The 13,144-nt window shown below is 39.9% G+C and carries 15 protein-coding genes; 5 read left to right on the top strand and 10 right to left on the bottom strand.

Annotated elements, in window-relative coordinates; genetic code table 11:
• Positions 1-90 precede the first annotated feature (90 nt).
• The 3 genes from LXF01_RS14555 to LXF01_RS14545 all read left to right on the top strand — a co-directional run bounded on the left by LXF01_RS14555 (position 91) and on the right by LXF01_RS14545 (position 2,729).
• Positions 91-1,362, top strand: a complete 1,272-nt coding sequence (locus tag LXF01_RS14555; RefSeq protein ID WP_233945489.1) for an alpha/beta fold hydrolase — start codon at positions 91-93, stop codon at positions 1,360-1,362.
• Between the two features lie 124 nt (positions 1,363-1,486).
• Complete coding sequence (locus tag LXF01_RS14550) at positions 1,487-1,678, top strand: hypothetical protein (protein WP_078189765.1); 192 nt, start codon at positions 1,487-1,489, stop codon at positions 1,676-1,678.
• Positions 1,679-1,775: 97 nt separating this feature from the next.
• Complete coding sequence (locus tag LXF01_RS14545) at positions 1,776-2,729, top strand: 2-hydroxyacid dehydrogenase (protein WP_233944618.1); 954 nt, start codon at positions 1,776-1,778, stop codon at positions 2,727-2,729.
• A 141-nt stretch (positions 2,730-2,870) separates the two neighbouring features.
• Here LXF01_RS14545 and LXF01_RS14540 read toward each other — a convergent pair whose 3' ends face one another.
• The 9 genes from LXF01_RS14540 to LXF01_RS14500 all read right to left on the bottom strand — a co-directional run bounded on the left by LXF01_RS14540 (position 2,871) and on the right by LXF01_RS14500 (position 10,505).
• Positions 2,871-3,380, bottom strand: coding sequence for a hypothetical protein (locus LXF01_RS14540; protein WP_233944617.1), 510 nt, complete (start codon positions 3,378-3,380; stop codon positions 2,871-2,873).
• Positions 3,381-3,491: 111 nt separating this feature from the next.
• Positions 3,492-3,980 carry a hypothetical protein gene (locus LXF01_RS14535; RefSeq protein WP_078189761.1) on the bottom strand — a complete coding sequence of 163 codons (489 nt, stop codon included), beginning with the start codon at positions 3,978-3,980 and terminating at the stop codon, positions 3,492-3,494.
• A gap of 260 nt (positions 3,981-4,240) precedes the next feature.
• Positions 4,241-4,888, bottom strand: a complete 648-nt coding sequence (locus LXF01_RS14530) for a hypothetical protein (protein WP_233944616.1) — start codon at positions 4,886-4,888, stop codon at positions 4,241-4,243.
• 352 nt (positions 4,889-5,240) lie between these two features.
• The gene (locus LXF01_RS14525; protein WP_078189759.1) at positions 5,241-5,630 is read right to left on the bottom strand and encodes a hypothetical protein; all 390 of its coding nucleotides are present in this window, start codon (positions 5,628-5,630) and stop codon (positions 5,241-5,243) included.
• 106 nt (positions 5,631-5,736) lie between these two features.
• On the bottom strand, positions 5,737-6,093 hold the full coding sequence (locus LXF01_RS14520) for a DUF3060 domain-containing protein (protein ID WP_180115915.1): 357 nt from the start codon (positions 6,091-6,093) through the stop codon (positions 5,737-5,739).
• A gap of 234 nt (positions 6,094-6,327) precedes the next feature.
• Positions 6,328-6,801, bottom strand: a complete 474-nt coding sequence (locus tag LXF01_RS14515) for a hypothetical protein (RefSeq protein WP_180084737.1) — start codon at positions 6,799-6,801, stop codon at positions 6,328-6,330.
• A 107-nt stretch (positions 6,802-6,908) separates the two neighbouring features.
• Positions 6,909-8,978, bottom strand: a complete 2,070-nt coding sequence (gene glyS / locus LXF01_RS14510; protein ID WP_233944615.1) for a glycine--tRNA ligase subunit beta — start codon at positions 8,976-8,978, stop codon at positions 6,909-6,911.
• Positions 8,978-9,961 (bottom strand): glycine--tRNA ligase subunit alpha, encoded by a 984-nt coding sequence (glyQ, locus tag LXF01_RS14505; RefSeq protein ID WP_078192785.1) that lies wholly within the window; start codon positions 9,959-9,961, stop codon positions 8,978-8,980. The genes glyS and glyQ overlap by 1 nt, the downstream gene beginning before the upstream one ends.
• A gap of 103 nt (positions 9,962-10,064) precedes the next feature.
• A complete protein-coding gene (locus LXF01_RS14500) occupies positions 10,065-10,505 on the bottom strand; it encodes a hypothetical protein (RefSeq protein WP_180010262.1) in 441 nt (146 codons plus the stop codon).
• A 150-nt stretch (positions 10,506-10,655) separates the two neighbouring features.
• On the opposite strand from LXF01_RS14500, the gene LXF01_RS14495 reads away from it, so the two are divergent.
• Together LXF01_RS14495 and LXF01_RS14490 are read left to right on the top strand one after the other, a co-directional pair.
• Complete coding sequence (locus tag LXF01_RS14495; protein ID WP_078189755.1) at positions 10,656-11,447, top strand: tetratricopeptide repeat protein; 792 nt, start codon at positions 10,656-10,658, stop codon at positions 11,445-11,447.
• Positions 11,448-11,573: 126 nt separating this feature from the next.
• Positions 11,574-12,680 carry an HPP family protein gene (locus tag LXF01_RS14490; protein WP_233944614.1) on the top strand — a complete coding sequence of 369 codons (1,107 nt, stop codon included), beginning with the start codon at positions 11,574-11,576 and terminating at the stop codon, positions 12,678-12,680.
• A 118-nt stretch (positions 12,681-12,798) separates the two neighbouring features.
• On the opposite strand, the gene LXF01_RS14485 is transcribed toward LXF01_RS14490, so the two are convergent.
• Positions 12,799-13,056: a PspC domain-containing protein gene (locus LXF01_RS14485; protein WP_078189754.1), complete on the bottom strand. Its 258-nt coding sequence runs from the start codon at positions 13,054-13,056 to the stop codon at positions 12,799-12,801.
• Positions 13,057-13,144 lie beyond the last annotated feature (88 nt).

Raw genomic sequence — 13,144 nt, 5'->3', positions numbered from 1 at the left:
CTCTATAAAATAGCATATTCGGAACAAGATAAACTTTGAATGCAACAAGGAAGGAAAAGCGTGACGCAACAAGGACTGGAGCAAAGTACAATGGAAAAGCACATCATTTTTGAAGATGATCAAATTCGTGTCATTTTTCAGCCTGGCAGTTCTCGTGAGCTTATTTTCTCCTTCGGTGATTTGATTACCCGCGCCAAGGGCTTGAGCATTAATGCTGAGAAGTCTTTGCAAAAATATGATTTTAATGTGATCGGTGTGATGCCGAAACAAAAATCGTGGTTTCCAGCATCATCAATGCAACCGATGTATCAAGCCATCAAACCGATCCTTGAACAATTTGATCTGCGTATTGCCTATGGTGGTTCCATGGGTGGCTATGCAGCCATTAAGTATGCCAATTTATTTGGATTCCAGCGCGTGGTGAGTATGGTGCCACAGTTCTCCATAGACCCTGAAGACATTGTCGATACACGCTATGGCATGTTCTTTCAACCTAATCTGCATGCCAATATGCGAGTACTTGCTGAAGATGTATCGACTACACGCGAATATATCGTGGTGTATGATCCTTATTGTCCAGAAGATCGCGCTCACTTTGAAAAACTACAGGCTTTAATTCCGCATGTGCATGTGTTGCATCTGCCGTTTACAGGGCATGATGCCATTGCGGTATTGGCGAGTTCAGAACTGTTAAATGATTTCTTGAGACATCCATTTGATGCGCCGTATTTTTATCAAAAAATGCGTCGGGTTAAGAAAAACAGTAAATTCTACTATCGAAAAGTCATCGAAAATTTACTGACACGTCATCGTGATGCCTTGGGTGAAATTTTAAAAAGCAATTCGTTTCAGCTTGACCCTCAGTTTTTTGATGCCAAACAAAAACAAACCTTATTACGGGTATTGTTTAATAACAAACAAGTCAGTGAGCAAGATCTGCAAAAGTTGGGGATCACGACCTTTTTGCCACAGGAAAATCGTAGCCTACTACTCGACCAGTTTGAACATGGTTTAGTGTTTAATGTGATTAGCCAAAAAATTGAAAGCTATGCAGCCGGTGTGATTGCGCTGAACCATAAGTTTTTGATTCCTTTACAGCCAAAAGGCACAGGTCTAGTTTACGTCCAAGTCCAAGATGAGCGTTACATGGTGGTGATGAATGACCGTCAGGTAATGAAATTGGTCTTAGCTCAAGATGAATTGGCGGCAGGTATGCATCCGATTTTAATGCAGAAATATGTGGGCTATTACACGCTGAACTATAAAGAATTGCGTTTGAGTAGCGATGAATTTGGTCAAGTCTTCTTTGTGGAAAATGCCGATGCATCTTGCCAGTTTGTGGTGCAACCCGAACAAATTTAAGCTCGACATTGGGTTGAAAATCCAAAGCTTGCTAATTTGTAGGAAGAGATTATGATGAGAGAAAGGTAGTATAAAAAACAATCATACTACCTAAAACATCATGAGGAATACGAGGGGTATCAGTATGCATTCAACACAGATGCTTGCTGTATTATTCATCTTAGTGCTGACCATGGGTTCAGCCTATGCACAGGGGGTTAGTTCAAGCATACTGATTTTTAGCAGCAGTATGTTGTTACTTACGATACTGACCATTTATGTCATACTCAAAATTCGAAATTCATTGCAACATCATCTCGATAAACCCGCGAAATAGCGGGTTTTTTTATATGCTGTTCGATTGCACTTTGGTGCATCACAGGTTTTAATCATCCACAATCGAATTTTTATAATCGGCCAGAAGGGAAGCAGCCATGAAAGCGGTATTTCTAGATTATCAGTCTCTAGATAAACAGGACTTAGATTTTAGCGGACTAGAAGCACAGTTTGATGACTTGACGCTCTATCCCGCAACAATGGCTGCAGAGGTTGCTCAGCGCATACAAGAGGCTGATGTGATTATCAGCAATAAAGTACACATCAATGCTGAGCACATGCAGCTCAATCCGCAATTAAAACTGATTTTAATTTCTGCCACTGGCACCAATAACGTTGACCTTGTACACGCACAGCAACAAGGCATCGTGGTGTGTAATTGCCAAGCTTATGGCACCGCTGCGGTTGCACAGCATACCTTGATGTTAATGTTGAACTTGGCGACATCATTTCGACAGTATGATCGGGCGGTTCAACAGGGAAATTGGCAAAAAGCGGATCAGTTCTGCTTACTGGATTTTCCAATTATTGAGTTGGCTGGTAAGACTTTGGGGATTGTCGGCTATGGCGAATTGGGTCAAGCCGTGGCACATTTGGCTAAAGCGTTTGGCATGAAAATTATGATTGGCGCGCTACCGAATCGACCTATGGTGGCTGAGCGAGTGGCCTTTTCTGAGATGTTAGCGCAGGTCGATTTTCTGAGTTTGCATTGTCCTTTAACTGATGAAACTCGTGATTTACTCAATCATGAAAGCTTGGCTCAAATGAAAGCATCGGCCTTTGTGATCAATTGCGCACGAGGTGGTGTTGTCAATGAAACTGCATTAGCCGAGGCATTGAAATCAGGAAAGATTGCAGGTGCGGCAACCGATGTCTTGACGGTTGAGCCACCTAAGCAGGGTAATGTGTTGCTCGATCCAAGTATTCCAAATTTAATCATTACCCCACATAGTGCATGGGGAAGCGTCGATGCGCGACAACGCATTGTGCAGCAATTGGTGGAAAATGTAGAAGCCTTTAAAGCGGGCCATCCTCGTCGTCAGGTCAATTAAATTTTGTCATTAACACTGCTTTTTCTGTGTTGGATTGATGCTTTTACAGCTCTGTATGGCATTGACCGTACTTGCGTTATATCTGTAAGCGATAACACTTTTACAGCTTGGTGATACTTTTGTTGGTAAATATGCATAGCATTAACAGGCTTTAATGAGGGCTGGTTTGAAATGATTTTTGATCCGCTCAAATTCAAGTTCAGTCTTGATACTGTTTGGCATCATGATTCGTAAATAACTTTTTTCGAGTTTAAAAGGCTCTTTGGTATTGGGTTCAGCGTAAAAGCCACCGTTTGGATAGGTCAGATATGTTTCATAGGCACGTATAATCTGACCTTTGTGAAAATAATAACTTGTTAGGCTTTGATAGGATTCACCAAAAACATAGAGGTTTATTTTGCATTGATCATCGAGTTGATACAGTGTCGCTTCATTGCCTTCAGTCGATTTGTATTCTTCGTCATCTAGCATCTCTAAGGTTTGTAATAATTTACCTTCGGCATCATGGTTATATTGGTATGAATCGTACAATTGGGGAAAAATAGTCTGCAACTGTGGATAACTTTTCAACAATTGTGGAAAACGTTGTAAGCCAATCACAGAGCCAACACAGAGCAGAATGCCAAGCAAGATACCAAATAAAATTCGCATTTTTTTCTCATTAATTCATTGTTTTTATAGGCATAGGCCAAAGACCAAAAGTATTTAATTTTGGTTTTAAAAAAGCCCAACCAAAGTTGAGCTTTTAAATGTAGTGTTAAATTATAAATCAGTCACAGGATAGGTTGTAGACGTCGAACTCGAAGGATAGCTACTTTGAGGATATTGATTGTTATTTTGCCCCGCATTGTTGCTTGGAGCTGTATTAATCGTATTACCTGAAGACGGTTCACTCAACGACTGTTGGCTGATGGGCGCAGGTTGGCTGGTTTTGCCTGTGATATTTTCACGGGTTTGCTTCAATTTTTCATTGACGTTTTGGGTGGCTTGCTGTGCGCCCTGATCAACCTGTTGTACTGTATTTTGTGTAGCAGTTTTCGTATTGTCCCAAGCTTGGTCAACCGAAGGCTTAATTTTAGAAATTCCACGTTCAGTCATTTCGCCAATATTTTTAGCAGCACCGACCACGCCTTCTTGGGCTTTATAGGCCCACACATGCAATAAATTTGGATTATCACCATAAGGGCTCACAGGCTTTTTCGCTTGTTGCTCAGTACTTTGCGCTGCTGTGTTATCTTGTGCCCAAAGCATGGGTGTCGTGAATATTAAGCTTAGGCATAACGTTGCTTTTAATGAAATCTTCACAGCTTCACCTCTGAATTTTATAGATTTTCTATCTGATGAATGGTTTTAACGCATTATAGGAAAAATTGCAGCGAAAAAAACTTGCCGTAGCAAAATCAATACAGCAAATGACAGCTTTGTACACGGTTGTATTTTGCATAAGGTAAAAAAGGCCCACCGAAGGGTGAGCCTACTCTCTGGAGGAGAGGGTATGAAAGCCAGTTTACTTATTTGTGAGCACCTAAGCTGGCTTCATGTGAGCTATGGACTTCAGCTTGTGCGACAGGCGTTTGCAACTGTACATTGCTACTGCCACTCACATTGGCTTCTTGACCTTTTTGGAAATTCGCTTTGGTTTGTTGCCATTTTTCACTGGCAAATTGGCGACCTTCCTGAGCTTTTGCACCTAAATAGCTCTTGGTTTGATCAACTTTATTGTCGACATTGCTTTTACGTTCATCAAGTTTTGCTTTGTCTTTTGCAGCTTTTTCATCGAGCTGTGCTTTACGCTCATCAAGCTTAGCTTTGTTTTGCTCAGCTTTGGCATCGATCTTGGCTTTCGCTGCATCTGACTTTTCATCTTTAGACTGTTTTAGTTCAGCCCATTTATTTTTTGCATCTTGCTTTTTGTCTGTACTAAATTCTTTGGTGTCTTGCCATTTTTCTTGAGTGAATGTTTTGGTCTTATCGACACCTTTTTCAATTTTATCACCTGCTTTATGTGCAGACTGATTAATGTCTTGTTTTAGATTTTGCAGTACAGACGGTTGCTGTGTTTCAACTTTCGCATTGGCTTCTACTGCGGTGTTCGCAAATAGTGGGGTGGTTGCGAATAATGCTGCGGTGATCAGTGTTGTTTTAAATAAAGGTTTCATCTTTGCATTTGTCCTCTTTTATTGAACGCTGCTGTTGCACTCAGCATTTGCGCTTTTGGAGCAGAGGACATCTTAAGAGTAAAAAAAAGCAAAAAGTGGTTTTGTGCGATAAGTCACACAATGCAATAACAGCTCAGATACGCGGAAGTTTGAAGTGTGGAAACTTGGTTAAGTTAATGCATTATTGTAATTTTATGAAAATACAGTGGCTTATATGTGTTTTGCGCGTTGCTGTGGTGTGGTGCCAGTTACGATTTTCATGATTAAAAATTATGGGTTTGAACGAATTATTGTGCAAGATTCAAGGAAAAATGAAACCATACCTCCATTTTGGAGATATGGTTTTTATTATTTATTCACATTGTGTAAGCGCATCTTTTGCAAAATGACCGCGTAATGCAAGGAAGTTTTTCTGTACATCCGCTGCATTTAAATCAAAATTGTGCGCTGAACTTGTACCATCTTTAGCAAAGGTTGCTGTACCACCTGAAATTAGGGTTAAGCCTTTAAATGACCATTGTTCAACCGATTTTGCTTCTTCTAAATTGCCTGTAAATTCAATCACGCATTTATCTACAAATTTAGTCAGTTTTGCTTTGTTATCTGTGGTATCTGGGTAGACATCAATGTTTTGAACTTCTTGTAATACACCTGTTTCAAGTTGTGGAATCGTTGGTGCAGATGTACATGCAGAAAGTGTTAGACCCGCAAGACCAGTCAAAAGGAATGCTTTCAATTTCATAAGTTTCATTCTTGTTGAGTGTTGTTGGATTGAGTATAGGGAATTGGTGAATTATTGGCTATAGATTTAAGTCTTAAGCCTAAATTCAACTTCATTCACTTAATATTTAACGTTTATAGGCTGCACTTCCTGGACCAACGGCATTGATGCTGACTTGGCGTGATGGATGGGTGCTTTTTTGATAATACACTTTCGAATTTGGTCCATAAATATTGATTTTATTGACTGATTCTACATAGACCGTTGTATTTGGACCTGCAACAGTAATCATCGGGCAACTGCCTTTTAGAGTAATACGGCTATCTGGAGCAGGAATATTCACTGAGCGTCCTGCGCAATCATAACTTGCAACGGTATCGGGTGAAGAAATGCTGATTTGGGAATGAGTCATTTCCGTTCCAGCATTTGCAGAAGAAAAAGATAGAATCAATAGTCCAAAGCTAAGTAATTTTTTATTCATCATTGGTATTTCATTTTATTCAGGTTGAGTTATTTTTAGCATGCCGAGATTTATTTGCTCAAGTTTTATTCATCTTTATTTAAAACGAGATATTGTATGCAACAGCAGATCTTTTTCACATTGATGTATTAAGAAGTGATTTCGCTTGGTGATTTAACTAATATTTCAAACGGTCTCATTGAGTATCAGCACGTTATCCTAAATATACAATGAAGCCTTAGCTGGTTTATTTAGCGATTAAAGTTTTGGCAAAAAGAACAACAGCATCAGTCCCCCCAATACTCCACCGATAATGAGCCAGTCTTTCTTACGCATATCAGCAACACGAATTATTGAAAAATACAGACTGCTAAAAAATAGAAAAACAAAGACAAATAGCACAAGGGGGTTATTGAATATAAATTTAGTACTGCCAAATAAAACGAAAATGGTTGTGCTCGACAACCAATACACCAAACTTAAAACAAATTTTGAAAGCGTTAAGTAACGCACAGTGCGGTCTAATCTGGGCAAAGTCACCGCAACGATGATGATTCCAATAAATCCACCCAAAACAGAAATAATCAAAAAGAATAAAGCCCCCATATCTGGCTTGTTTTGAATATATGGATAAACCTTCCAAAGGTAAAAGCTGCATGCCATCAGGACTGCATGTAAGATAAAAAGATAGAGATCTGGGCGGTAAGGATGATTGACTGTAATACTTTTCATATATTGTTCTTATCAAAAAATCCCGCTATTTCTAACAGGATTCTACCTAGATTTCAAATGGCATAAAAAAACCCGCTCTAAAGCGGGTTTTTAATGAATACTTAAACTTAGTGCTGTAACACTGAAATATCAGCCACTTTCGTGAACAAGTCACGAAGCTGTGCAAGCATACGTAAACGGTTTGCTTTCAGGTCAGCATCATCGGCCATTACCATTACACCGTCAAAGAATGCATCGACTGGCGCACGAAGTGCAGCAAGCGCAGAAAGGGCAGCAGTGTAGTCCTTCGCAGCAAATAACGGCTCAACCACAGGTGTGATTTTCGCAAGTTCAGCGAACAATGCTTTTTCAGCATCTTCAACCAAGTTGGCTTCAACAACGCTTCCTTCAGGTGCAGCTTCTTTTGCAAGAATGTTTGCGACACGTTTGTTTGCAGCAGCAAGTGCAGCAGCTTCAGGTAAGTCACGGAAATGATTTACCGCATTTACACGTTTATCAAAATCAAGTGGCGATTTTGGAGAAAGTGCTTGAACCGCTTGAATCACATCTACAGCCACGCCTTGGTCTTCGTATTTCGCACGGTAACGACCTTCAAGGAATGCAACAGCATCTGCTAAAGTCTTATCGTGATCTTTCAATACATCGCCATAGGCAGCAAGTGCAAGTTTGATTAGATCTTCAATCGAAACGTCTAAATCATTTTCAGTCACAAGACGCAAAATACCAATCGCAGAACGACGTAGTGCAAACGGGTCTTTAGAACCTGTCGGTGCCTGACCAATACCAAAAATACCTGTCAATGTATCTAGACGGTCAGCAAGCGCAAGCGTTGTACCGGTCTTGGTTTTTGGTAAAACGTCACCTGCAAATTTAGGTAAGTATTGTTCACCTAAAGATTCAGCAACTTCATCATTTTCGCCTTCAATACGTGCGTAGTAAGTACCGGCAATACCTTGAAGCTCTGGGAACTCACCCACTAACTCAGAGGTTAAGTCACATTTAGCAAGAAGCGCAGCTTTTTCAGCATCTGCTGGGTTTGCCCCAGTGATTGCAGAAAGTGCAACAGCCAAAGTCGCGATACGTTCAGACTTGTTCCATAGGGTGCCAAGTTCTGCTTGGAACACCATGTTTGCAAGTTTCTCTTTACGAGCTGCAAGCGGTTGCTTTTGGTCTTGTAAGAAGAAGAATTCAGCATCTGACAAACGTGGACGAACGACTTTTTCGTTACCTTCAATAATTTGAGACGGATCTTTCGACTCAATGTTTGAAACGGTAATGAAGTAAGGTTGAAGCTTATTGTCGGCATTTACTAAGCAGAAGTACTTTTGGTTGTCCTGCATCGTTGTAATCAACGCTTCTTGCGGCACAGCAAGGAAACGTTCTTCAAAGCTTGCACGAAGCGCAACTGGCCATTCAACCAATGCTGTTACTTCGTCACGTAAGTCCGCAGGGACAATCGCAATGGCATTTACTTCATCAGCCAAAGCTTTGACTTGTTGGTCGATGATGGCTTGGCGCTCTTCAAAGTTTGCAATCACTTTTGCAGTACGCAGGGCATCAAGATAAGCATCGGCATTTGCAAGTGTAATTGCTTCAGGAGCATGGAAACGGTGACCATAAGTCACGTTACCTGCTTGGTGATCCTGAATGGTTGCTTCAATTACATCACTGTCTTTCAACAAAACAACCCATTTTACAGGACGTACAAACTCAGTACGGCTTGCAGCAGAACGCATGCGTTTTGCAATTGGCAAGTTGTCTAAAGCGGCTTGTAAAATTTGTGGAAGTAAAACATCAAGGCTTTGACCTTTTACATCTTTTAAGTAGCACACTTTTTCAACTTTACCTGCTTGGAAAGTTGAAACTTGATCAACCGTAATGCCTTGACCGCGCATAAAGCCTTCAAGCGCTTTAGTTGGTTTGCCTTCGGCATCAAACGCTGCTTGTTTAGCAGGGCCATCAAAACGTTTTTGTGTGTCTGCTTGTGCACCGTCTACATTGACAATTTTCAATGCAAGGCGACGTGGTGCTGCATATGCTTCGATTGAGTCGAATGCTAGACCTGCGTCTTTTAAACCTTTTACCGTTTCTGCATGAAGCGCATCACGTAATTTTTTTAAGCTTTTTGGTGGAAGTTCTTCGCAGCCTAATTCGAACAATACTGTATGTTTAGACATTATTTGCTCTCCTTAGATTCTACTTTTGCTTCCGCTTCAACTTGTGCTTTAAGTTGAGCAAGGACTTCGTCACGTAAAGCTGGTTCTGCCATCGGGAAGCCAAGCTTCGCACGCGCAGCGACATAACTTTGGGCAATCGCACGAGCCAATGTACGTACACGTAAAATGTAACGTTGACGTTCAGTTACTGAAATTGCGCCACGTGCATCAAGCAAGTTAAAGCTATGAGATGCTTTAATCACTTGTTCGTATGCAGGAAGTGGAAGTTCCGCTTCCATCAAGCGAGTTGCTTCAGCTTCATAGAAGTCAAATAGCTCAAACATTTTTTCAACGTTGGCATATTCGAAGTTATAAGTTGATTGTTCAACTTCATTTTGGTGGAACACATCGCCATAGGTCACTGTACCGAATTGACCTTTGGTCCAAACTAAATCGTAAACTGAGTCTACACCTTGGAGGTACATCGCTAGACGTTCTAGACCGTAAGTGATTTCACCTGTCACAGGGTAGCACTCAACACCACCGACTTGTTGGAAGTAAGTGAACTGAGTCACTTCCATACCGTTTAACCAAACTTCCCAACCTAAGCCCCAAGCACCCAGTGTTGGAGATTCCCAGTTGTCTTCCACGAAACGAATGTCGTGAACAAGGGTATCAATACCAATGGCTTTTAATGAATCTAAGTACAACTGTTGGATGTTGTCTGGGTTTGGTTTCAACACGACTTGGAATTGGTAGTAGTGTTGTAGACGATTCGGGTTCTCACCATAACGGCCATCTTTAGGACGACGAGAAGGCTGAACATAAGCCGCGTTCCAAGTTTCAGGGCCTAAAGCACGTAGGAAAGTTGCAGTGTGGAATGTCCCTGCACCCATTTCCATATCGTAAGGTTGTAACACTACACAACCTTGTTCAGCCCAGTAGTTTTGTAAGGCAAGAATTAAGCCTTGAAATGTATCAATATGCGATATGGCGCGACTCATGTAGCATCCATTAAAATTAGTGAAAAATTGGCTCTAAGTATAAGGATTTTGCAGAGGAGTGGCAAAGGCTACTTGGTTCCTTTTAAGATTTTAATAGCGCTATTTATTTTTTGAGTTTTAGCTTTGGTTGCAATGTTGAAAAACTCCAAAAAATAATGGAAAGAACAAAACTAACGATCGCTATGAATAAGGAAAATGCTGTGTCCCACACTGTTCGACCAACAGATTCGAAAATTGGAAATCCATAGTAGAAATTTTGAAAAGTTGTAATGAAAAAGTAGATCATGACTAGGGTTAGATGCGCACCTAACCATATAAAAGGAAAAATAAATAATTTTTTGGCTATAAGAATTTGGCAAATTTTAAGTAAAATTGGATACAAGATAACGTAATAAATTCCAGCAAAAGTTCCTACAATTTCTAAAACATCAAGCTTGAATGAACCATTAATTAAAAAATATCCAATGAAAAGTAGTATAGGAATAAGTGGTGATAAAATAAGTGCTTCTTTAGGTTTGAAATTAAAAGGTTTTTCTGTATTCATTATCTGTATTTTATATAATTTTTCGATTTAAACATTTTAAATTTTAAACAAGTGATTGTCTAGATAATGAATCTTATACATAATGAACCGTGTTTTGATGAAATATATGTAAGTAAAATTTAAAAATTATTTGAAAAAATCTATAAAATTATGAGCTTAAAAAAATATTACCTCCTACTTGGTGTCGTTTTTCTGATTTTTATCGGTTTTTCGAGTGTAAAAAATAACCTTAACTATCTTAAAGCTGCTTTTAAATACAAGACACAGGAACTTAAAGGCGATGATTTAAATCGCTATGCTGCTTTACTCTACTATAAAAATATCTATGAAGGCGTTAGAAATCGAGATGAGGATGAAAATGATCAGCCGACTGAACAAGACATAAAAATCGAAAAACTATTTGAAAAAGCATCTCAGCAAGGAAGTCCACTCGCCAAATTAAATTTAGCAAGACTTTATGCATATAAGCATGATCCAGAGCTGTATCCTGAAATTTTTAGATTAGTAAAAGAGTCTGCCGAGTCGGGTAATGCTGATGCTCAGTTTAAACTTGGAGAGTCCTATCATTCAGGATTAGGTACAGAAGTTGATTTTCAACAAGCTAAATATTGGTATGAAAAGGCGATTGCTCAAGGTAATCCAGCAGCAATGAACAATTTGGGTGTACTTTACCAAAGAGGATTAGGAGTTGAAAAAAATGGAAAAATCTCAACCGAATGGTACATTAAGTCAGGTAATTTAGGATATTCACAAGGTCTTGAGAATATGTTTCAAAATTATTATCACGGTTTAAATGGACTGCCTCAAGATGAGGAAGAGGCGATAAAATGGCGTGAAAAATGCTATTACAGAACGGATGAAATACCGATTCAACCTGTCTTTGGTCTCAAATTGGAAGAAGAAGAAACTTATTTAAATAAATGCAAAAATATTGTGGATTAGTAAGAGGGTAAAAGCTATGGGATATGAACGTTAAAATAGAATAACCTTAAAATTCCATCTGATGCTGATGAAATTTTAGGACTAAATCTCCTATAATTTCTCATCCTCAAAAAATCAGGCATGACCATGTTTCACGCAAAATCAGCTTGGCTCAATACGCTTAAACCCAACTTTAAAGTTCTGCCTTTAAAAGACCGCATCCTGTGTGGGGTAGGTGCTTTGCTGGGCCTGAGTATTTCTTCGCTGATCAGTTGGCTGGCGCTAGGTGACTTAAATGCATGGTACATCGCACCGATGGGTGCATCATCTGTACTGCTCTTTGCGGTACCTGCCAGCCCATTGGCACAGCCGTGGAATATGGTAGTCGGTAATAGTCTTGCGGCCTTGATTGGCGTGACGTGTGCGATGTTTATTCCTAATTTAACCGAAGCATTTAGTATCGCGGTTGCATTAGCGATTATCTTAATGATGACCACAGACTCATTGCATCCACCAAGTGGAGCCGTGGCGATTACAGCGGTATTGGGCGGAGACGCAGTCCATGATTTAGGCTATGCCTTTCTTTTTTATCCAGTCCTTTTAAATTCGGTCCTCTTGATGGTGGTTGCTATCATTTATAACCGATTACTAGGCAAGCAGTATCCACAAAAAGCACAAGTCAATACTCGGACGACAGATCCAACACCGACACAAAAAGTGTCGATTCAGCCAGCGGATATTCAGCAAGTCTTAGAACAGCAAAGTCAGTTGCTTGATATTAGTGAATATGACTTACAAAAAATTATTTTAGAAGCACAGCAATTAGCCAGTCGTCGTGGCCTAAGCCAGTTTCATTGTCGTGACATCATGAGTCAGCAAGTGATTACCCTGCGTGCAGAAGATGATATTCAGTCAGCATTGGAAAAGTTTAAACAAGTCAATTTGATGAGTTTGCCTGTGGTGAGTGATTTGGATCGCTTGGTGGGAAATTTGGCTTTATATGATGTAGTGGAATGGTTTAAACGTGCCGCAGACCCCAAAGCCAGTTGGGAAAATCACGTTTATCAAATTATGAATCCCAAAGTGGTGACCGTGCAGCCGGATCAGCCGATTGAAGACTTGGTGCCATATTTTGTGGAAAGATCTTTTAATTATATTCCAGTTGTTGAGCAAAAACGGTTGGTGGGAATGATTAGCCGTGCCGATATGATTGCCGCCTTATATCAACAGTTAAATCAGCAAACAAAATCTTAAGCCTTAAACTTTGATTTAAATTCATCAGACTTAAATATGGCTTTGCCAATATATAGGCAAAAAAAAGCTACGGAATCTTGGGGGAGAAACCGTAGCGACCAAACTGGGTCAAAGGATTTTAACGTCTGTCATCATTCACAGTACGAATAGGGTCTGAATAGCCATTGGTACGGAAAAAGTTATCTTGTGCTTTAGGCATGACTAACCATAAAACCAAGTACACCAAAATACCGGGAAAGGCTGCGCTTAAGCATGATACAAAGATAAAAATAATGCGCAGTAAATTTGCGTTCCAACCAAAACGTTCAGCAATACCCCCCATCACACCAGCAATCATGTTAGAGCGGTTTGAGCGATATAAACCAACATTGGCCATTCAGGTCTCCTTCAAAAAAGAATAAATTTGAATATTTCCAAATTCATATTATAGAAATGGTGACAAGCTTTGCGATTTAAAGGGTGCA

The organism is Acinetobacter sp. SH20PTE14 (genome assembly GCF_021391555.1).
Classification (GTDB): domain Bacteria; phylum Pseudomonadota; class Gammaproteobacteria; order Pseudomonadales; family Moraxellaceae; genus Acinetobacter; species Acinetobacter amyesii.
Note: the sequence above shows the minus strand (reverse complement) of the source record. Positions and strands in the feature narration are given on the sequence as shown.